General features: G+C 64.5%; 19 protein-coding genes. 16 read left to right on the top strand and 3 right to left on the bottom strand.

The window, feature by feature from the left end; translation table 11 throughout:
* Window positions 1-175: 175 nt before the first annotated feature.
* The 3 genes from ACSSV4_RS20485 to ACSSV4_RS20475 all read left to right on the top strand — a co-directional run bounded on the left by ACSSV4_RS20485 (window position 176) and on the right by ACSSV4_RS20475 (window position 1,383).
* Window positions 176-346, top strand: coding sequence for a hypothetical protein (locus ACSSV4_RS20485; protein ID WP_454276940.1), 171 nt, complete (start codon window positions 176-178; stop codon window positions 344-346).
* A gap of 85 nt (window positions 347-431) precedes the next feature.
* The gene (locus tag ACSSV4_RS20480; RefSeq protein WP_454276939.1) at window positions 432-965 is read left to right on the top strand and encodes a hypothetical protein; all 534 of its coding nucleotides are present in this window, start codon (window positions 432-434) and stop codon (window positions 963-965) included.
* Complete coding sequence (locus tag ACSSV4_RS20475) at window positions 871-1,383, top strand: transglutaminase N-terminal domain-containing protein (protein WP_454276938.1); 513 nt, start codon at window positions 871-873, stop codon at window positions 1,381-1,383. The genes ACSSV4_RS20480 and ACSSV4_RS20475 overlap by 95 nt, the downstream gene beginning before the upstream one ends.
* A 14-nt stretch (window positions 1,384-1,397) precedes the next feature.
* Here ACSSV4_RS20475 and ACSSV4_RS20470 read toward each other — a convergent pair whose 3' ends face one another.
* Both ACSSV4_RS20470 and ACSSV4_RS20465 read right to left on the bottom strand, forming a co-directional pair.
* On the bottom strand, window positions 1,398-2,762 hold the full coding sequence (locus tag ACSSV4_RS20470) for an ATP-binding protein (RefSeq protein ID WP_454276937.1): 1,365 nt from the start codon (window positions 2,760-2,762) through the stop codon (window positions 1,398-1,400).
* Window positions 2,759-3,418 (bottom strand): response regulator transcription factor, encoded by a 660-nt coding sequence (locus ACSSV4_RS20465; protein ID WP_454276941.1) that lies wholly within the window; start codon window positions 3,416-3,418, stop codon window positions 2,759-2,761. Before ACSSV4_RS20465 ends, ACSSV4_RS20470 begins: the two co-directional genes overlap by 4 nt.
* Before the next feature lie 255 nt (window positions 3,419-3,673).
* Between ACSSV4_RS20465 and ACSSV4_RS20460 the strand changes: the two genes are divergently transcribed.
* From ACSSV4_RS20460 to ACSSV4_RS20400, 13 genes are all read left to right on the top strand, one after another.
* Window positions 3,674-5,047 carry an ethylbenzene dehydrogenase-related protein gene (locus ACSSV4_RS20460; RefSeq protein WP_454276936.1) on the top strand — a complete coding sequence of 458 codons (1,374 nt, stop codon included), beginning with the start codon at window positions 3,674-3,676 and terminating at the stop codon, window positions 5,045-5,047.
* A 2-nt stretch (window positions 5,048-5,049) separates the two neighbouring features.
* A complete protein-coding gene (locus ACSSV4_RS20455) occupies window positions 5,050-5,604 on the top strand; it encodes a hypothetical protein (protein ID WP_454276935.1) in 555 nt (184 codons plus the stop codon).
* A 149-nt stretch (window positions 5,605-5,753) separates the two neighbouring features.
* Window positions 5,754-6,080, top strand: coding sequence for a PepSY domain-containing protein (locus tag ACSSV4_RS20450; protein WP_454276934.1), 327 nt, complete (start codon window positions 5,754-5,756; stop codon window positions 6,078-6,080).
* Window positions 6,037-7,428 carry a ferredoxin reductase family protein gene (locus ACSSV4_RS20445; RefSeq protein WP_454276933.1) on the top strand — a complete coding sequence of 464 codons (1,392 nt, stop codon included), beginning with the start codon at window positions 6,037-6,039 and terminating at the stop codon, window positions 7,426-7,428. Before ACSSV4_RS20450 ends, ACSSV4_RS20445 begins: the two co-directional genes overlap by 44 nt.
* A gap of 182 nt (window positions 7,429-7,610) precedes the next feature.
* Window positions 7,611-7,988 (top strand): hypothetical protein, encoded by a 378-nt coding sequence (locus ACSSV4_RS20440; RefSeq protein ID WP_454276932.1) that lies wholly within the window; start codon window positions 7,611-7,613, stop codon window positions 7,986-7,988.
* Window positions 7,989-8,025: 37 nt separating this feature from the next.
* Window positions 8,026-8,496 carry a DUF2271 domain-containing protein gene (locus ACSSV4_RS20435; protein WP_454276931.1) on the top strand — a complete coding sequence of 157 codons (471 nt, stop codon included), beginning with the start codon at window positions 8,026-8,028 and terminating at the stop codon, window positions 8,494-8,496.
* An 11-nt stretch (window positions 8,497-8,507) separates the two neighbouring features.
* Entirely contained in the window at window positions 8,508-10,715 is a 2,208-nt protein-coding gene (locus ACSSV4_RS20430) for a PepSY domain-containing protein (RefSeq protein ID WP_454276930.1), read from the top strand.
* Window positions 10,696-11,664: an FAD:protein FMN transferase gene (locus ACSSV4_RS20425; RefSeq protein ID WP_454276929.1), complete on the top strand. Its 969-nt coding sequence runs from the start codon at window positions 10,696-10,698 to the stop codon at window positions 11,662-11,664. The genes ACSSV4_RS20430 and ACSSV4_RS20425 overlap by 20 nt, the downstream gene beginning before the upstream one ends.
* Window positions 11,665-11,674: 10 nt before the next feature.
* A complete protein-coding gene (locus ACSSV4_RS20420; protein WP_454276928.1) occupies window positions 11,675-13,591 on the top strand; it encodes a heavy metal translocating P-type ATPase in 1,917 nt (638 codons plus the stop codon).
* A complete protein-coding gene (locus tag ACSSV4_RS20415) occupies window positions 13,588-14,289 on the top strand; it encodes a VIT1/CCC1 transporter family protein (protein WP_454276927.1) in 702 nt (233 codons plus the stop codon). The genes ACSSV4_RS20420 and ACSSV4_RS20415 overlap by 4 nt, the downstream gene beginning before the upstream one ends.
* Window positions 14,290-14,901: 612 nt before the next feature.
* Window positions 14,902-15,741 carry a DUF6544 family protein gene (locus tag ACSSV4_RS20410; RefSeq protein ID WP_454276926.1) on the top strand — a complete coding sequence of 280 codons (840 nt, stop codon included), beginning with the start codon at window positions 14,902-14,904 and terminating at the stop codon, window positions 15,739-15,741.
* Window positions 15,742-16,135: 394 nt separating this feature from the next.
* Window positions 16,136-16,597: a M23 family metallopeptidase gene (locus tag ACSSV4_RS20405; protein WP_454276925.1), complete on the top strand. Its 462-nt coding sequence runs from the start codon at window positions 16,136-16,138 to the stop codon at window positions 16,595-16,597.
* Between the two features lie 408 nt (window positions 16,598-17,005).
* Window positions 17,006-17,383, top strand: a complete 378-nt coding sequence (locus tag ACSSV4_RS20400; protein WP_454276924.1) for a hypothetical protein — start codon at window positions 17,006-17,008, stop codon at window positions 17,381-17,383.
* 333 nt (window positions 17,384-17,716) lie between these two features.
* Here ACSSV4_RS20400 and ACSSV4_RS20395 read toward each other — a convergent pair whose 3' ends face one another.
* Window positions 17,717-19,405, bottom strand: a complete 1,689-nt coding sequence (locus tag ACSSV4_RS20395; protein ID WP_454276923.1) for an acyl-CoA dehydrogenase family protein — start codon at window positions 19,403-19,405, stop codon at window positions 17,717-17,719.
* Window positions 19,406-19,418: the final 13 nt, after the last annotated feature.

The following is a 19,418-nucleotide window of genomic DNA, read 5'->3' as shown; positions in this document are numbered from 1 at the left end:
GCCATGCGCAACCTCCATCTGCTCAAGCAGATCCTATCGCAGGCGCCGCAGGCGTCAGGAACACTTCAATTCAATGGGGCGTGGCCGCCGCTTACGGTTCATTTCGACGCGTCATCGTAAATCGGGTCATCAATCACTATATAGGTACTACTGGTGCCAAGCATCCCGGTCCGGCATGGACGAGGAGTTGGCACTGGCCAATCAAAGGATCGATGACATGTCCTTCAAGGACCTGACAGCCAAGGCTGCGGCCGCAATGAAGCCGAAGCCTGCGGAGACCGCGAAGCCTCCTGCAAACGAGAACGAGCCCAAGGCCGCCGACACCGAAGCACCAGCGAAATCCTAGACCTCTTGAGGCGTACACAGGCTACGCGCCCCATTCTCGAAGGGGGCGCGGACCACTCGCAGCAACAAGGTAGTGCATCACGCCAATGGACGATCTGACCAGCAAGACCGTTGCAGTTCTTTCCCGGCCGTTCACCGTTCCGGGTTTTGCCGAAACGCTCCCCGCGGGAGAGTACGAAATTGAAACGGAATTGGTTTCCCCCCCTGATCTACAGGACCCCGAAGCATCGAAAGCCTCCGTGCTGCTGAAGCTTCATCCCCGGATTTCGCATCCCGGACTTGCGAGGACTCTGACTGTTTCCCTTGCCGACCTGGACCATGCGCGGGCAAGGGACAAGCTGACGGGCAGGGCATTGTCGGACTTCTGCTTGGAGGAAATGCTGGCTGATCCGATGGTACGTCTCGTGATGGAGGCCGACGGTGTCTCCGCGGCGCATCTGCGGCATCTCTACTCGGGGCGCAGTACGCCTGATCCCTATCTGAATGTGTCGGCGCCGACGACGACCACTCAACGGACGCGGGACGATGTGTCAATCCGGGCCGCCGAAAACGAAGGCATGCCTTCACAACCGGAAACACTATCGCGATCGCACATCCGCCATGTGGCGGGACAAACGTGATGGCGCACAAGGCTATCCCCGAAGGTGCAGCGCCGGACATCTCGACTGCGAGGGCCTTGGGCGACGTAGCGCAAGAACGGCGATGCCTGCGATGCAGCGCGTTGTTTTGGAGCGAAGGTTTCGGAGAGCGTATATGCCGCCGTTGCAAGGGGTTGAATGCCTGGCGAAGCGCCGTGCCCTTCAGCCCGAACGCATCGCGCCGCCGCTGATCCGCATTGGCGCGCATGCTGTATTCCTCGAACCACACTGGACCCCCATTTTGGGCCGCCTCGACATCGTTCACACCACAACCTATCGATACCGTCAGCCGGTCTCTCTCGGACCGCACAGGTTGATTCTGCGTCCGCACGAAACGCGGGACTTGCGTCTTTTCTTGAGCAATTATGCCGCAACAAGCCAGCGCGCGCGAAGCTGCTGATGCTCCTCGAATTGTCACTCCCTTCGCATCGTGGGTTGCGCGAGGTCTCCGGCCGGGGCTGCCGGTAGCTTGATGGAGGCCTCAAAACCGGAAGACGCGCCCGGACGCGGAGATGCCAAGCTGAGCGGACTACCGATCCGTTTTGCGATGGCGGCGACGATGGCGAGGCCCAGTCCGCTGCCTTCGGTGCTTGCACTTGCGCGCTCAAAACGGGCGGTGAGGCGGTCAAGGGTGTCGCGGGAGAGAACAGGACCATCATTCGCGATGACAAGCCGCCCCTCCGCCGTCAGCGTCATGTCAACCGGAGCATTTTCATCGCCGTGGCGAAGCGCGTTTTCCAGAAGGTTCCGGCAGACGATGGCGAAGGCGTCGGGGTCGATGTCCGACATGACGGCCGTTTCCGGCAGTGTCAGCACGATGCGGCCCGGCGTGCCCGCGCGTCCAATATCGTCCACCACGATCCGCACGACCGAGCGAAGATCCGCGTTTTGGTCCACCCGCAGGCGTCCGCCTTCGGCCCGCGCAAGTTGCATGAGCCGTTCGGAAAGCCGCGTTAGCCGCTTTAGGGACGCCTCGATATCGGCTGCCCGGGCGTCAGTGGCCGGGTCGCTCGTCTCCGAGCGGAGCCGCTGCGCCTGCGCAATGGCACCCGCGAGCGGCGTTCGAAGCTCGTGCGCGGCATTCGCAGCAAAGCTGCGCTCGGCCTCGAATGCATCGCGCAACCTGGCCAGCAGGCTATTCAGCGTGTTGGCCAGTGGGTCAATCTCAGTCGGCAGGTCGTCCGCGGGGACCTCGGACAGGTCACGGGCACCGCGCGCCTCGAGCCGCGTGCGAAACCGGTGTAGAGGAGCGAGGCTGAAGCGGACTGCCAAGACGATCGCCGCCAACGCGACGGGAAGCACGATCAGCAGGGGCAGGCCAAGGCCCATCTGGATTTCCCGCGCAACCAAAGCGCGATGCGCCAGTGGTTCGGCAACGGTGATGCGGATCGTTCCTTGCAGCGCGGCGTCGCTATAGAGGCGATGGGTGGCGGTCTCACGAAACCCCGGATCGTAAGGCGGGAACACCCCAGGGTCGGCGGCATGGGATTGCAGGAGGATGCGCCCTTCGGCGTCGCGAACGAGGTAGGTGAAGAACTCGTCATGCTCTCGGATCTGCGCGATCCGCTGCGTCGCCCCCTGGTCCTCACGTCCGACGATGTCGGTCACGGCCAGCGGCAAGATGCGCTCTGCCGTCTCGCGCAGGGCACTGTCGAAGACCTCGTCCATCTCGCCCCGAACGATCACCGCCGTGACCGCTGCGGCCATGAGCCACAGCACCGTCAGCACGAGGCCGAGCGACAGACCCAGTCGCGCCTGAAGGCTGGCGGGCCGCCTCATGGACTGCCCAGGCGGTAGCCCATGCCGCGCTCGGTCTCGATGATCTGCGCGCCCAGCTTTTTTCTCAGGCGGCTGACATGGACCTCGATGGTGTTGCTCTCCACTTCCGAGTTGAAAGCGTAGAGCTTTTCCTCCAGCTGCGCCTTGGACAGCAGCTGACCTGGGCGCGACAGGAATGCCTCGAAGAGCGCCCATTCACGCGCCGTCAGCTGCACCAGCTTGCCGCCCTTGTGGATACTGCGCGCGGCGAGGTCGATGTCCAGCAGCCCGTGGCTGACGATGGGGTTCGGGTTGCCGCTGTAGCGCCGCGCGACCGAGCCGATCCGGGCCGAGAGTTCCGCCAGGTCGAAGGGTTTGACGAGGTAATCGTCGGCGCCCGCGTTCAAGCCCTCAATCCGGTCCGAGATCTGGTCGAGTGCGGTCAGGATGATGACCGGCGTCACATCGCCCCGCGCCCGCAAGGACTTTAGAAACCCGATACCGCGCCCGTCCGGTAGCATGAGATCGAGCAGGATCAGGTCGTAGGAGGTTGCGCTGAGCGCATCGCCCGCCGCATCAAGACGCAAGACCCAGTCCACCGACTGGCCGTCGGCGGCGATCTGGTCTCGTACGGCGGCACCGAGCGTGGTGTCGTCCTCTATCAGCAGGATGCGCATGGTCGTTTCCTCTTCGGCCATTCTTCAGTCATCGGCCTGGCTTACGCAATGCTGACCGGTTCGGGGCAATCGCTTCAGGTTCGCGTCAGGTTTGCAGGTTGCCCCTCCAGATGCCCGAATTCGGAACACCACGGCTTATCCGTCGGGTGAATAACGTTTGTCACTGATTGAAATCAACGAACTGCGCGCCGCACAAGAATATACTCATTTTGCCGGTTTGATTTGCAATCTCCGGAGAAACAAAAGGAACAAAAGATGAACAAACTTGTCTTGCCGGTTGCCTCGGCGCTTTTTCTCGGAGGGTTGCTCGTCAGTTGGGTCACCCACGGGACAGGCGTCGTGGTTAATGACCCGGAACGCAATATCAGCATCCCCGAAACGCTGACCGTGCCCTTGCAGGTGCAGGCGGCCTATAACGACGAAACGATGTTCTTCCGCTACCGCTGGCCGTCGGACCGGCCCGGCATCTTCCATGACGTTCTGGTCTATCAGGACGGCGAGTGGCAGCACCGCGGCAACGCCGTGCCGGGATCGAACGCCGATGGCCTGCACGAAGATCGTGTTGCCATGATGCTCGATGACGGATCGGTGCCGGAATTCGGTCGGTATGGCGGATATATCACGATCGGGGCCGGTCTGGCCGGCTTGACCGATGAGGCCCCCGAGGAAGTCACGAAGTACCTGCCCGCCACGCGCAACAGGCTGGGTGCGTGGGACGATACGGCACCCGAGGATGTGCAGGCGCGACTGCGCAAGGCCGGATATTTCCTCGACCTTTGGCATTGGCGCGGGGGGCGGTCGAATGCGGTTGGCTTTGCCGATGACCAGAATGTTGGCGCGGGACGCGACGGCGATGACGGAACGTCGACCTATTCGACCAACTGGGACAAGGAGACGTCGCAGCCGAAGGTGATGTTCGATCCGCAGGCGGCAGGCTATGCCGTGCTGCGTTGGGAGGACATCATGGCTGGTCTGGTCACGCAGGATCAGGCCTATGCCCTGACACCCGAGGTTTCGGTTCCGTTCGATCCGGATCGCGTCTGGCAGAATGGCGATGTGATCCCGCGCCGTACCCTGCGTCGGCCTGATGGATCGCGCGCCGACATTACCGCCCCTGGCAAGGGGCATTGGGCAGATGGGTATTGGGATGTCACGCTCGCTCGCGCGCTGGATACGGGCGCACCGCAGGACGACAAGATCCTGCATGATCTGGGGGTTTATGACGTTGCTTTCGCGATCCACCGCAACGCGACAGGTGGGCGTTGGCACTATGTCTCGCTGCCGCAAAGCCTGGGCCTTGGCCGCCAGGCCGACATCACGGCCGAGCAGTTCACCGGTCGCCAACCGCAATGGGGCGACGCCTGGACCGATATCACGCTGTTCTACCCGGGACAGGTGACCTGGCCCTTGCTCAACTCGGAGGCCCATGCCGGGGCAGAGAAGATCGCTGAGGGCGTGCCGGTTCGGTTCCGCCATACCCCGGAGCAGTTGACCAATTACGGCATCGAGGTCGAATTCACCGATCAGATCCGGCGGCAATGGCTGCTGACCATTCTGGCCGGTGTCGTCCTGATCGCGGGCTTTGGTATCGCACTGAACCGCTCCATCTCTGCCACGAAAGGAGCCTGAAAATGGCCGCTTATCACGTTGTTCTCGTTCACTTCCCAACGGCCCTTTGGCTGGCCTCGGCCTTGCTGATCTTTCTGCGGGTCATCAATAACGGTCCGGTAGGTCACGCGGCGGACCGCGCCTTGCCGGTGTTTCTGGTGCTCGGCGTCCTGTTCGGCGCAGTGACCTTTGTGGTCGGGCTGATGGTCTGGGATTGGCAGGCGCTGTCGTCCAGTCCGATGGGCCGTAACCACATGCTGACGGCAAGCTGGTCGCTGGCCTATTTCACGCTGCTGGCGATCACCCGCCTGCTGCAGGGCGATGCGCTGTGGCATGGGTTCCCCAGGCTTGTGATGCTTGTCCTGTCTGGTGTGGGCGTCGTTCTGGTCGGGGTTACCGGCACACTCGGGGGGCATCTGATCGGGGTCTATACCGAGGTCGGGCAAGTCCTGCGCCTGCTCGGGTGGGAAATCTATACCACCTATTATGTGCCCAACCTCACGGTCGGCGTGCTGATCGGGCTTGGTATCGTCATGGCGCTGCTTGGCGTGATGGTCGGGCGCAAGGCGCCGGCCTGATCCGGGCCACGGGGCGGCCTTGCGAGGTGGCCCCGTTTCCGAACCGAGGCTGAAGGCAATCTGACGCGGAAAGCCATATGCCTTCAGCCTGCCGTCAGCTTCGCCGCGCATATCTTGCCCCAAGAGGGATGCCGTTAGGAGTGTGACCCATGAAGACAACATTGACAATTCTTGGCGTTCTCGCGGTCTTTCCGGCCGGGGCCGCGCTGGCGGATGACGACTGTTTCGTGCCGATGGCCGATTGGCAACCGCGCGACGCCGTGGCGCGACTGGCCGAGGCGAATGGCTGGACCATGCGCCGGATCAAGATCGACGACGGCTGCTACGAGATCGACGGCCGCGACGCCGAGGGGCGCCGGATCGAGGTGACGGTGCATCCCGCGACGCTGGAGGTCATCGAGTTCGAATACGAGGACGAGGACGAGGACGACGATGATCGCCGCCGCCGCGATCGCGAGAGAGAGAAAGATGACTGATCTGGCGCAGGTCGCAAAGAATGTCAGCTTGGGGCCAGTTCGGGCGTCCAATTTCTTGACGACAGCTGTTGGCAACGGTCTGACTCTGTCTGGCCCTGTGCTGGTCGCCCTGCTGTGCGGTCTTGCGGGGCTGCTCGGCTTCACGACGTATGCCGCCTACGGTTTGGAGGCAGCCATCGGGGTTGCGGTCGGGGCCGCAGCGGTGGTCGCCATGAGCCAGACCCTGATCCTTGCCGCAAGACCGCGTCTGCTGGAGCCGCTGTTCGGTGGGCTCGACCGCATGTACCGAGTCCACAAGTGGCTGGGTATCTCCGCGATGGTCCTGATGATCCTGCACCAGCAGATCGAGCCGGATTTCGAGCGGACGGTGCGCGAGACCGGGTTGGGGGAGCTGGCCGAGGAGGCAGGGGAGTTCGCCTTCAATGCGCTGCTCGTGCTGATCGCGATCAGCTGGTTCCGGCGACTGCCATTCATCCCACTGGAGATTCCCTATCAACTATGGCGGTTCAGCCATCGGTTCATGGGCGTCCTTTTTGCCATCATCGTGTTCCATCAGTTTTTCGTGGACCTGCCGACCGGGGTCGATCCGTCGCTGTCGGTGATGCTGAACACCTTCGGGCTTGGTGGAGTGATTGCCTGGGTCTACACCGAGTTCTTCGCACCGCGCCTGCGGCGCAGGGAGTACACGGTCAGCGACATCAGCCGACATGGCGACACCGCTGCGTTGACGCTCAGCCCTAAAGGGCGGGCGATGCGCTGGCGGCCCGGGCAGTTCGCCTTCTTTCGCGCGCCGGAAGCGGGCCTTTCCGAACCGCACCCGTTCACGATCGCCAGCGCCCCACGCTCTGACGGCGCAATGACCCTGTCCATCAAGGGGCTGGGAGGCTGGACCCGGCGCTTGCCTGACGCCCTTCGGACCGGAATGAGCGTGCAGGTCGAGGGGCCCTATGGCCGGTTCGACTTCCGCAAGAGTGGCGCGCGCCAGATCTGGCTGGCGGGGGGCATTGGCATCACGCCGTTCCTTGCATGGGCGGAAAGCCTGACCGAGGCGGAGCAGCGAAACATTCACCTCGTTCATTGTGTCCGCACTCCCGAAGAGGCGCTCGGGGTGGAGATCCTTCAAGCAGCGGCGGCGCGAAACCCGCGGTTCAGCTTTCAGGTGGTCGCAACCGCACGTGACGGACGCCTGACGGCCGAGCGTCTGACCGGTATGGCGCCCTTCGCGGTCCGGGATGCCGATCTGTGGTTCTGTGGCCCTGAGGGCCTGAAGAACGGGATACTGAAGGGTTTGAAGTCGCTGGAGCAGACGCCGCGACGGGTCCGCTTCGAACATTTCGAGTTCGCGTGACGCGCTGAAGATCGGATCTGCACGCGCACCATGTGGTGCCAGTGCCAAGTTTTCCGCCCCGCCAGGTCGGCGGGGCATTTTTCTTCCTGACGGCAAGCTGAAGCAGGAATCGCGAAGGCGTCAGGAAGGCCTCAGGTCGGGTCTGCATATCGGTCTCGTCAAACGAAAAAGGACACCCTCCGATGCGAAAGACCCTTACCATTCTTGTCGCCTCCACCGCGCTGACCGCCGTGGTTGGCACCACCGCCTGGAGTGCGATGCACGCCCCCGCCGACGGGAGCCCTCGGCCCTTCGCGGCGATCTGGCAGGATGCGACGCAGTCATTGCCTCTCATCCTCGCCAGTGGTGACGATGACGACGACGATGATGATGATGAATACCGCGGTTCACGGCGTGATCACGACGACGATGACGACGATGACGATGATGACTGCGACGACGAAGACGATGATGACGACTGCCGCGGCGGCGCTCGTAATCCAGCGCCCGCCGGCACTATCCCCCCACCGCAGAACGGGCTTTTCGGAAATGGCGCCCCACCGCAGGTCAAGGTGAACTGAGCCACTTCGACGCACCGCATAAACAAGGACAAACCCGATGAAATCGCTTCTTGCAACACTCGCGCTGACCACGGCGCTGACCCTTCCCGGCCTCGCCATGGCGCGCCCGGTGACGCTGACCACGACTCTCAACAGCTACGGTGGCGATGGAGCCTATCTCGCGCTCTACGTCACCGATGCCTCCGGCGCCTACATGGGCAGCCTCTGGATGGCCGGAACAAAGTCGAAGTACTACGAGCACCTGACTGACTGGTACCGCGCAACCGGCGGCGACACGGGCGAGGTCAACGGCATCACCGGGGCCAGCGTGGGCGCGGGGCGGACTCTTGAGATCACGCTCGATCTCGCCGATGCGCTGTTCGACGCGGGCTACACCCTGCACATCGACGCCGCCGTCGAGGACATGCGCGACAGCCCCAACGAGGTCGCGGTGCCGCTGACGACGACCGGCGCGGGCACGCCGGTGGCCGGGCGTCGCTATATCGCCAGCTTCGCCTACGACATGTGAGGGAACAGGTCATGATCCGCGCATTCCACCGCTGGCCGGGTCTTCTGGCCCTCGCGCTTCTGACCGTCCTGACGCTCAGCGGCGCGGCACTGTCCGTCTTTCCGGCGGCCGAGCGTCTGACTGCGCCGCAAGCAGCGACGAGCCTGACTGTCGGAACGCTGGCGACGCGCATTCAGGCGGCTTATCCGGGCGTCGAGCAGATCCGTCGGGCGCCCTCGGGGCGGATTATCGCCTATTGGTTCGATCAGGGCACGCCCGGCGCCGCCGTGATCGACCCTGCGACCGGACAGGGCGTGGCCACCGCCGACCCGAACCAGACGCAACGCTGGCTGACCAACCTGCACCGGTCGCTGTTTTTGGGGGATGGCGGGCGAATTGCCTCTGCTGTCGGTGCTGTGGCGATGCTGATCCTTTCGCTCAGCGGCATGATGCTGGTTGCGCGGCGCGCGGGCGGTTGGCGGCACTGGTTCGCACGTTTGCGCGGGCCACTTGCCGGACGGCTGCACGTAGAAATCGCGCGGATCGCAGTCACGGGGCTTGTCCTGTCCTCCACTACCGCATTGTGGATGACGGCCTCCACCTTCGATCTGCTGCCCGATGGCGGCGCCCCACCGGCCGTCCCGGCCGAGGTGAGCGGCGAGACCGGCGTGGCGCTTGGCGATCTTGCGATGCTCGGCGACACGCCGGTGGCAGATCTGCGCGAGCTGAGCTTCCCCTATCCCGACGACGCCACGGACGTCTTCACCCTGAAGACCGACCGAGGCTCCGGCTATCTTGATCAGGGCACCGGCGCGCTGCTGAGCTGGGCCGACCTGACCGGGTGGGAGCGCGTTTCGGAAACCATCTACATGCTGCATACCGGACAGGGCGCCGCGCCGCTGGGGCTAATACTCGGTATCATGGCGCTTGGTGTGCCCATGATGGGCGTCACCGGCGTGCTGATCTGGCTGGCCGGGTGGCGTGGGCGACCGCGCATCCGCAGCAACCGGCCCGCATCCCGCGCCGACACCATTCTGCTTGTGGGCAGCGAGGGCGGCAGCACCTGGGGCTTTACAGCCACGCTTCACGCCGCGCTGACCGAGGCGGAGCACAGCGTGCACGCAGCCCCCATGTCGGCCTTCGCGCCACAGCGCTACGCACATGCAGACCGGATCGTCGTGCTGGCCGCAACTTACGGCGACGGCGATGCCCCGAGCTCGGCCAAGGGCTTTCTGGAGCGATTGCAGGCACTGGACACTGCGCCCAACATACCGCTGGCCGTTCTGGGGTTCGGCGACCGCAGTTTCCCAGCCTATTGCGCTTTTGCCCGGAACGTCTCGGACGCGGCAAAGGCGAAGAACTGGCCCGAACTCATGGCCCTTGACACGGTCGACCGCCAGTCGCCCCAGGATTTCGCGCGCTGGGGGCGGCCGCTCGGGCAGGCCCTGGGGATCGACCTGGAACTGGCCCACACGCCGGTTCTGCCCACGACCGAGACGCTGACACTGGTCTCGCGCCGCGACTACGGCGCGGACGTGCAGGCACCAAGCGCGATCCTGCGCTTCGCCCTGCCGCGCACGACATGGTGGCAGCGGCTGACCGGGGCGGGCTTCGCACGCTTCAACGCCGGCGACCTGATCGGCATTGTCCCCGACGGATCGCCCGTGCCGCGGCTCTATTCGCTGGCCTCCGCGCGCCGCGACGGGTTCGTCGAGATCGTGGTGAAGAAGCATCCCGGTGGCCTGAGTTCCGGCCAGCTTACGGCGCTGGAGCCGGGCGGCACGGTCCGCGCATTCCTGCGCCGCAATCCCGGCTTCCAGCCCGGCCGGGGGCGAACGCCGCTGATCCTGATCGGTGCGGGCACCGGCATCGGACCGCTGGCTGGCTTCGTGCGCGGCAATGCGCGGCGGCGGCCCATCCACCTATTCTTCGGGATGCGCCACCCCGATAGCGATTTCTTCTATGATGAGGAGATGCCCGGCTGGCAGGATGCGGGCCGCCTTGCCCGGCTCGTCACGGCGGCCTCGCGCGAGCGGCAGCCCCGCTACGTGCAGGACGTGCTGCGCAACGATGCGCCAGAGGTCGCCCGGCTCATCCGTGACGGCGCGCGCGTGATGGTCTGCGGCGGGCGCGACATGGCGGCAGGCGTGGCCGACGCGATGGCAGAGATCCTTGCGCCCGCCGGACTGACGCCCGCAACGCTGAAAGCGGAGGGACGTTATGTCGAAGATGTCTACTGACGTGGTGCGCCATGCCCTGAATGGCCCGACCATGGGCACGTGCTGGTCGGCGCTGTTCTTCGCGGGGCCGGGCTTTGATCCGGCGACCGTCCGAGCCGCGCTGCAGGCGGCCGTCGACGAAGTCGACGCGCAGATGTCCACCTGGAAGCCCGACAGCGACCTCATGCGCCTCAACATGGCGCCCGTGGGCGCATGGGTGCAGGTGCCGGATCGGCTGCGGGAGGTTCTCGCGCGCGGGCTCGAGATCGGGCGCGCCTCGGACGGCGCCTTCGATATCGGCATGGGCGATGCGGTGACGGCCTGGGGTTTCGGGCCAGAGGCCGCCGCGCCCGACCGTATCCGCGCCGCTATTTCCGCGGACCGCGTGCCCGCGCACGCGGCGCTCGAGATCGGCGACCATCATGTCCGCAAATCCGCGCCCATCGCGCTTGATCTGAACGGTATCGCCAAGGGCTACGGGGTCGATCGGCTGGCCGAGACCCTTCGAACCCACGCGATCACGGATGCCCTCGTGGGGATCGATGGCGAGATGCGCGCGCTGGGCCTGCGGCCCGACGGGCAGGCCTGGACCATCGCGGTAGAGGCCCCGGACCCCGAGCGCCGCGCACCCCATTCCATCCTCGCCTTGCAGGACGCCGCCGTGGCGACCTCGGGCGATTACCGCCACTGGGTCGAGGTGCAGGGCCGCCGCCTGTCGCACACCATGGACCCGGACCGTGGCGGGCCGCTGGCACACTCACCTGCCTCGGTCACGGTCGTGGCCGAAACCTGCATGGCTGCGGATGCATGGGCGACGGCGCTGATGGTCAGAGGACGCTTGGTAGGCGCGACATTGGCGCGTACACTTGGTCTGAACGCCCTATTCATCGACCGCGACGGTGATCGTCTTCGCGAAACGCGCGTGGGACGGCTGTTCGAGAGCCGTCCGGACCACGGGCGCGTGATGTGACACCGGGGATATGCACAAGATGACGGCTTTGTTTGAGGATCGCCTGAACGTCGCCCTGCTGGGCATGGCGCTTCTTGGTCTGGTGTCCGGCGGCGTCCTTTGGCTTTCAGGGCAGCCGGACCTTGCCGAAATTGCCTGGGCGGCAGGCGTCATCCCTGTGCTCGCAGCCCTCTGCATTGAGATCGTCCGAAGTCTGTGGAAAGGCGAGGTCGGGCTCGACATCGTGGCGGCTCTGTCGATGTCGGCTGCTCTGTTCTTCGGGGAAACGCTGGCGGCGGCGGTGGTCGCGCTGATGTATTCGGGCGGCACCTTCCTCGAGAGCTTCGCGCAAGGTCGCGCCCGGCGCGAGATGAGCGATCTTCTGTCCCGCGTGCCCCGGACGGCCACGCGCCACCGGGACGGCGCGCTCGATGAGGTGCCTCTGGAGGATATCGAACCGGACGACCTGCTGCTGATCCGGCAGGGTGACGTGGCGCCGGTGGATGGAACCGTCAAAAGCGAGCGCGCCATGCTCGACCAATCGGCGCTGACGGGCGAGTCGATGCCCGTCCGGTTGTCCCGCGGGCAGGACGTGATGAGCGGCTCGACAAACGCGGGCGAAGCCTTCGATCTTCGAGTAACGCGGCGGGCCTCCGACAGCACCTATGCCGGGATCGTCCGGCTGGTGGAAGCCGCGCAGAAGTCCAAGGCGCCGATGGCCCGGATGGCCGACCGCTATTCGCTGGCATTTCTCACCGTGACGGTCGTGCTGGCGACCTCCGCGTGGTGGTTCACGGGCGATCCGATCCGCGCGGTCGCGGTGCTGGTGGTCGCGACCCCCTGCCCGCTGATCCTCGCCGTGCCGGTGGCGCTGGTGGCCGGACTGTCGCGGGCGGCGCATTTCGGGGTGCTGATCAAGGGCGCGAAACCGCTCGAGGCGCTGGCCCGAATTACCACGCTGATCCTCGACAAGACCGGCACGTTGACGGAGGGGCGCCCGCAGATCGTGTCGATCGACACGCAGGGTGACCTCTCCGAAGACGAGGTCCTGTATTTCGCCGCGGCGCTCGATCAGGCATCGAAACACCCGATAGCACAGGCGATCGTCGCGGCGGCGCGGTTGCGCGGCATCGCCTTGCCGGTCCCCGAAGACGTGGTCGAGACGCCGGGCGAAGGCGTTGCGGGAACCGTCGACGGCCGGCGCGTCGTCGTGGGAGGTGCAGGATTCGTCGCCGCTCAGGCCGGCGTTGCCGACCCGGAAGTCGCGGTCGTCGAGGCGGGATCGGTGGTCGTGTCGCTTGCCGTGGACAAACAGCTGATTGGCCATCTCGTGATGGCCGATGCGCTGCGCGGCGGCACGGCCGACCTGCTGGCCGGACTGCGCAGGTTGGGCCTTGCCCGCATCCTGCTGGCGACAGGAGATCGCCGCGCCGTTGCCGAAGCCGTGACCGAGGGGCTGGGGCTCGACGCCGTCCGGGCCGAGCTGACCCCCGACCAGAAGGTGCTGCTGGTCCTGACCGAGCGCAAGAACGGCCCGGTCATGATGGTGGGCGACGGTGTCAACGACGCGCCCGCGCTGGCTGCCGCCGACATCGGTGTCGCGATGGGCGCGCGTGGGGCGGCGGCTTCGGCCGAAGCGGCGGATGTCGTGCTGCTGGTCGATCACCTCGATCGCCTTCTTCCGGGGATCGAGATCGCGCAACGGTCCCGCCGCATCGCCCTCGAGAGCGTCGCTGCCGGGATTGGTCTCTCGGTCTTGGGCATGATCGCTGCGGCCTTCGGCTACCTGTCCCCGGTGCAGGGCGCGCTCCTGCAGGAGGTGATCGACGTCGCCGTGATCCTGAACGCATTGCGCGCCCTCCGGATTGCGCCGCACGAAGCAGCAACACAGAAACCGCAGGCTGTCTCCAACGGGCAGGCCGACATCCCCGAAGGAGCAACGCCGTGAGCCGCCTTTCGCATTTAGAAGTCCACATGGTTCATCGCATCGGCTGGCTCCGCGCCGCTGTTCTTGGTGCCAATGACGGTCTCGTGTCGACCGCAAGCCTCGTCGTCGGCGTGGCCGTGGCCGGGTCCGGAAAGCCAGAAGTGCTGATCGCTGGTCTCGCAGGGCTCGTGGCCGGTGCGATGTCGATGGCTGCAGGCGAGTACGTGTCGGTCAGTTCCCAGACCGACGCTGAGCAAGCCGACCTTGCGCGCGAGATGCGCGAACTCAAGGAAACGCCCGAGGCCGAGCTTGAGGAACTAACGCTGATCTATGTCGATCGCGGTCTTGACCGCGACCTGGCCGAGAAGGTCGCGGTTCAGCTGACCGAGCGCGATGGTCTCGGATCGCATGCGCGCGATGAACTCGGCATCTCCGAGACCGTGACGGCCCGCCCGATCCAGGCGGCGCTGATTTCCGCGCTCACCTTCGCCGTCGGCGCGGTGGTTCCGCTGATCGTGGTGCTGCTCGTGCCAGAGGCGCAGATCGCTGTTCTGGTGGCGGTATCGACGATCGTTGGTCTCGCTGCTCTTGGCGGCCTGGGGGCATCCGCTGGCGGCGCAGGACTCGTTCGTGGGGCCGCCAGGGTCACGCTCTGGGGTGCCCTCGCGATGGCCGCGACAGCGGCAGTCGGCACAATCTTTGGTGTGACTGTCGGGTAGGGAATGATGGCAGCAGAGGGTGGAGAAGTTGGATATCAGGGTCACCCCTCCCCGGGGGGCGGTCACTCCTTTCGGCAATCGCGTCGGTCTTGAATTTAACCTACGAAGCGATTTGGATGCGCCGCCAAGGGTTTATGGCGTCCAGTGTGCGTTTTTGTTTGCAAGCGCCTCCTAAAGTCCGCAAACGGGTTGAAGCAGGCCTTCATGGCCGTTGCTCGAACGGTAGGCTTTTCCGCAAACTGTGAGTTAGAGGGCACCGACATCATGCATCTGTAGTGAAAGTCTGGTCTGGTGAAGCTGAAGCGCAGCAATTGACGACATCGGCCATGGCCGGGGATTGGGCCGTTCGTGCCTGATTTGACCCGCCGACTCGAGCGGGCGGATGGACATTATCTGCGGCGAGCCTGAATGTCTGGTTCAATTCCCTACGATGCAATGACTCGTTCGTATCGAACTTCGGCAGAGTCTGGTGCGAGGAATCACGGAAATGGACAAGCGCCCTTGTTTCACTATGACAGGGAAGCTGTCAAAATTTCGAGAATTGATCTGGGTCATCGTCCTATAGATGCCCGAGCGGTAGCGCGGACCAACACATCTGACTGAGTGGCCAAAATGAAAATCGTCTTCGCGATTCCGATCGTCCTTGCGATCGTCTTTTTAGGGCTGGCCGTCATTGTTTTTTTGGACCGGCGCGCGGATCGCTCGGAGTGGGACCGGCTCGCAACGCTCCAGCCGGACGACCCGCCGGTCTTCGACGAACAGTTGGTGGCGGACCTTCCCGATCCTGCGCGCCGCTATTTCACCTATGTCATCCAGCCGGACACACCTCTCCTTCCGGTCGTCGAGATCGAGATGACGGGGCAATTCAGCCTCGAGACCAAGGACAACCCGCGCTACCAGCCGATGGAAGCGCGCCAGGTGCTCGCGGCTCCAGAAGGATTCGTCTGGGCTATGAAGACGACTGGCGGCATGCCCATCGCGGGGTCGGATTCCGGTCTCTGGACGCGGTTCCGGATCTTTGGCTCGATCCCGGTCGCCCGCTCTGGCGGCGATCCGGATCATGCCCGCTCTGCCTTTGGACGCTATGTGTCAGAGGCGTTGATCTGGTCGCCGGCGGCCATGTTGCCAGGTCCGAGTGTGTCTTGGGCAGAGGTGGACGATGACACCGCACGTGTCACGGTACGCCGCGGAGACATGAGCCAGGTGGTGGACGTGACTGTCGACGCACAAGGCCGACCGGAAGTCGTGTTATTCGAACGATGGACCAACGCGAACCCCGACAAGGCCTACCGCTTGCAGCCCTTCGGCGCGGTGGTCTCGGACTTCCGCGAGGTCGGGGGATATCGCCTGCCGTTCCACGTTGAGGCGGGCAACATGTTCGGGACGGACGACTACTTCCCGTTCTTTATGGCCGATATCACTGAGATCCGATTCCCGGACGGACAGCCATGACAGCTATGGTCCTCGGCATTCAAGTTTTGCTTCCGCTGGCACTGCTCGCATGGCTGTTGTTTCTGCCGACGGGAAGCCTCGTGGGGTTCGCGATTCAGTCGGCTGGAACGGGCGCAATGCTGTTTGCGCTGGCGCGCGTGGATCTATGGGTCGCTGTGCCTGTGCGTGGTTGTTTTCCGGGCTGCGGGAACGCGTCTTGATGACCGGCCTGTGCGACCTGAAGGGACTTGGGGATGGAAGGGGTTTGCGCTGGCGGTCCTGTTATGCGCTCTCGGGGGCTGGTACGGGGTACGGGCGCTGATGGGGCGCAGCTTGCCGACGGTAGAGGTCGTGGATCGCCAACCCCTTTGGCCTTGGCCGCTATCTCGTCGGAAACGGCGGGTCCAACGCTGTTGTGAACGCCCACCTGAAGACGCTGGATTCCAGCGTCGCGCGGTTCCGCCCCTGGCGAGGGCAATCCTATGCGCTCGATTTCTTCGGGACCGGACCGTGGGGGCTGCGCGCGCCCTGTGCGGGGACAGTTGTTGCCGCTGAGGGCAACATGCCGGACTTCGAAGTACCGGAACAGGACCCGGTCAATCGCCTTGGCAACCATGTCATCCTGCGTTGCGGCGAGATCGAGATCGTCTTTGCCCATATGCGCCATGGAGGCTTGAGCGTCGCATCCGGGGACATCGTCGTCGAGGGCGATCGATTGGGCGAGGTCGGCAATTCCGGAGCGAGCACAGAGCCGCATCTGCATATCCACGCGCAGCATCCCGCCGTCGAAGGGGCGCCGCCGATCTCGGGCGAGCCGCTGGCATTGCAGATCGAGGGTCGCTTTCTCGTCCGTGGCGACCGGCTCGGTGGGAGGTAAGGCAGCCTGCAGCGTTCACCGCCGATAAGCTCGCCGCCTGGACACGTGAGACCCGTACGTTGAACGCTTCCACTGGTTGGCGCGTGGCGTGCTGTCCATACGGGCTCTTCTGTCGCAGCAGGCACAGCTATGCGAGCTGCGACCGCAGAAAGCCAGCTGGGTGCTGAGGGTTCGATTTGGGCCGATCGCGACCAAGAATCTGTTGGGTTGCAAAGAATGGCATTCGCATGCTCACAAGGAGGTTTCGAAAGTCTTGTCATTCCGAAAGGTTAGGTCATCGGGTTCGTGCCCTCACCCGGATGATCCCCGGGCGGATATCGCGCGGCGCTGCGCGGAGGCACTGGGCCGCAGAGTGCGCGCACTCGAGGCGCTTCACCTTGCCGGTATTGTCGGCATACGGGGGGCCGCATGATGTGCGAAACGCAAACGGCGACGCTTGCCCAGGCGCGCGCCCTCACGCGCCGCGCCGCCCAATGGCTCGACCTGATTAACTTTCGCGCACATGCCGCGGCCGAGCCCTTCTCGCCGAGCATGTCCACGTATCACGACATGCTGGATCCGGCCGCCACTGATGCCGCGCGGCTCGCAGCCTGCCGTGGCATGCATCAGCAAGTGTGCCGCCGCATAGAGGCTGAACGCCTTGAAGGCGAAGCCACCTATGCGCGCCAGCGTCCGATAGACCCCTACGGACTGCGCTGGCGCATCCCGCGTGATGGCGCAACGCTGGAAACCATCGCCTGCCTGCTCTCAACTGCGATCGAGAGCTTTCAAGCCTGCCACGAGTAGTGAGGCAGATGACGGGGCCGGGGTCGCTACAGAGCGGCCCTGGCCTGAATATGTTACTGCCTCGTCTGATCTCTACTTGGCCTTACGAAGCCTCGAGTGCCGCACTCTAAGGACGCTCCCCATCGGCTTCGGGACTGTCCGGGGCCGCTGGCAACCAGATGAGGACCCACCATGAACCTTTACGTCATCCGACGCCCGATCGCTTGGACGAACCTTCAGAAGCTTGAGGCCGTCGGCGCGAAGTCGGCCAGGATCGGGAACGAGGAGAAATGCCCGACCAAGTGCGCCGGATTCGCACTTACGTTGTCAACGAGCCTGACGGACACATCGGCTCTATGCCAGCAACCGTCGCGCAATCACCTGTGCCTGGATCTCCGCCGCACCTTCGAAGATGTTGAGGATGCGCGCATCGCACAGGATCCGACTGATCGTGTATTCCAGCGCGAAGCCGTTGCCGCCATGGATCTGCAGGCCGTTATCCGCCGCTGCCCAGGCGACGCGTGCGCCCAAGAGCTTGGCCATCCCGGCTTCAAGGTCGCAGCGGCGGCCGTTGTCCTTTTCCCAGGCCGAGAAATAGGTCAGTTGTCGGGCCACCATGATCTCCACCGCCATCATCGCCAGCTTGCCGGAGACGCGCGGGAAGGCGATCAGCGGCTTGCCGAACTGCTTGCGATCCATCGCGTATTTCATCGCCACATCGAGCGCCGATTGCGCCACGCCAATGGCCCGCGCGGCGGTCTGGATGCGGGCGGATTCAAACGTCTCCATCAACTGCTTGAAGCCCTTGCCCTCTTCGCTGCCGAGCAGGTTCTCGCCCTTGACGTGGAAATTGTCGAAGCCAAGCTCGTATTCCTTCATGCCGCGATAGCCCAGCACCTCGATCTCACCGCCGGTCATGCCGGGGGTGGGGAAGGGGTGTTCATCGGTGCCCGGCTCCTTCTCGGCGAGGAACATCGACAGGCCCCGGTGATCGGTCGTGTCGGGCACCGTGCGCGCCAGAAGCGTCATCACATGGGTACGCGCGGCATGGGTGATCCAGGTCTTGTTGCCGGTCACTTTCCAGTCGCCATTCTCGTCACGCACCGCCCGGGTGCGCAGGGCGCCGAGGTCAGAGCCGGTGTTGGGTTCGGTGAAAACGGCCGTCGGCAATGTCTCGGCACTGGCCAGACGCGGCAGCCAATTTTCCTTCTGCTCCTGCGTGCCCCCGGCAAGGATCAACTCAGCGGCGATTTCCGAGCGGGTGCCAAGGCTGCCCACCCCGATGTAACCACGGCTGAGTTCCTCGGAGACCACGCACATCGACGCTTTCGACAGGCCAAGCCCGCCGAATTCCTCGGGGATGGTCAGGCCGAACACGCCCATTTCGGCCAATTCCTCGATGATCTCCATCGGGATCAGCTCATCCCTGAGGTGCCACTCATGGGCAAACGGTTCGACCTTTTCCACGGCAAAGCGGCGGAACTGTTCGCGGATCATCTCAAGCTCGTCATCAAGCCCGCTGCGCCCGACAGTGATCTCGGCGGTGCGTTCCTGCATCAACTCCACCAGCCGGGTACGCGCGGCCTGGCTGTTGCCACGCGCCATCAGAGTTTGCACCTCGGCACATTGGAAACCGCTGAGGGCATCCCAGCCAAGGCCCAAATCCTGCAGGCGCACCATCTCGCCCTGGTTCATCTGGATACCACCGGCGATCTGATGCAGGTATTCGCCAAATGCGATCTGGTGAATCATCTGCTCGACCTCGCCGAACTGGCCCTGCTCCTGCAGCCGGGTGGCCCAGTTCTGCATCTGGCGCAGGGATTCGACATAGGTGGCCAGCCAGGCGAGGCCATGCGCGGCCGTCTGATGCGTCTCGATCTCGTCCCCGGAGACCCGGCCATCGACGGTGACCAGGTTGGCCACGGAGGATCTTGCACGCTCCAGCACGGTCTCGACCGGGGCAATTGCCGCAGCGGTCAGCGCCAGCAGGTCGCTCAGAATTGTCGGCTGGGCCATCGGAATATCCTGTCCGTCATGAGCCATGAATCGCATCCTT

It is taken from the genome of Roseovarius sp. MBR-154, assembly GCF_053628595.1.
This window is presented reverse-complemented; position numbering and strand designations above follow the sequence as displayed.

Coding starts and splice junctions, on each gene's coding strand:
- ACSSV4_RS20460 (WP_454276936.1), top strand. CDS start 3,674: ATGAACAAACTTGTCTTGCCGGTTGCCTCGGCGCTTTTTCTCGGAGGG.
- ACSSV4_RS20450 (WP_454276934.1), top strand. CDS start 5,754: ATGAAGACAACATTGACAATTCTTGGCGTTCTCGCGGTCTTTCCGGCC.
- ACSSV4_RS20435 (WP_454276931.1), top strand. CDS start 8,026: ATGAAATCGCTTCTTGCAACACTCGCGCTGACCACGGCGCTGACCCTT.
- ACSSV4_RS20425 (WP_454276929.1), top strand. CDS start 10,696: ATGTCGAAGATGTCTACTGACGTGGTGCGCCATGCCCTGAATGGCCCG.
- ACSSV4_RS20485 (WP_454276940.1), top strand. CDS start 176: ATGGACGAGGAGTTGGCACTGGCCAATCAAAGGATCGATGACATGTCC.
- ACSSV4_RS20410 (WP_454276926.1), top strand. CDS start 14,902: ATGAAAATCGTCTTCGCGATTCCGATCGTCCTTGCGATCGTCTTTTTA.
- ACSSV4_RS20400 (WP_454276924.1), top strand. CDS start 17,006: ATGATGTGCGAAACGCAAACGGCGACGCTTGCCCAGGCGCGCGCCCTC.
- ACSSV4_RS20470 (WP_454276937.1), bottom strand. CDS start 2,762: ATGAGGCGGCCCGCCAGCCTTCAGGCGCGACTGGGTCTGTCGCTCGGC.
- ACSSV4_RS20475 (WP_454276938.1), top strand. CDS start 871: ATGTGTCAATCCGGGCCGCCGAAAACGAAGGCATGCCTTCACAACCGG.
- ACSSV4_RS20465 (WP_454276941.1), bottom strand. CDS start 3,418: ATGCGCATCCTGCTGATAGAGGACGACACCACGCTCGGTGCCGCCGTA.
- ACSSV4_RS20420 (WP_454276928.1), top strand. CDS start 11,675: ATGCACAAGATGACGGCTTTGTTTGAGGATCGCCTGAACGTCGCCCTG.
- ACSSV4_RS20445 (WP_454276933.1), top strand. CDS start 6,037: ATGATCGCCGCCGCCGCGATCGCGAGAGAGAGAAAGATGACTGATCTG.
- ACSSV4_RS20480 (WP_454276939.1), top strand. CDS start 432: ATGGACGATCTGACCAGCAAGACCGTTGCAGTTCTTTCCCGGCCGTTC.
- ACSSV4_RS20440 (WP_454276932.1), top strand. CDS start 7,611: ATGCGAAAGACCCTTACCATTCTTGTCGCCTCCACCGCGCTGACCGCC.
- ACSSV4_RS20430 (WP_454276930.1), top strand. CDS start 8,508: ATGATCCGCGCATTCCACCGCTGGCCGGGTCTTCTGGCCCTCGCGCTT.
- ACSSV4_RS20395 (WP_454276923.1), bottom strand. CDS start 19,405: ATGGCTCATGACGGACAGGATATTCCGATGGCCCAGCCGACAATTCTG.
- ACSSV4_RS20455 (WP_454276935.1), top strand. CDS start 5,050: ATGGCCGCTTATCACGTTGTTCTCGTTCACTTCCCAACGGCCCTTTGG.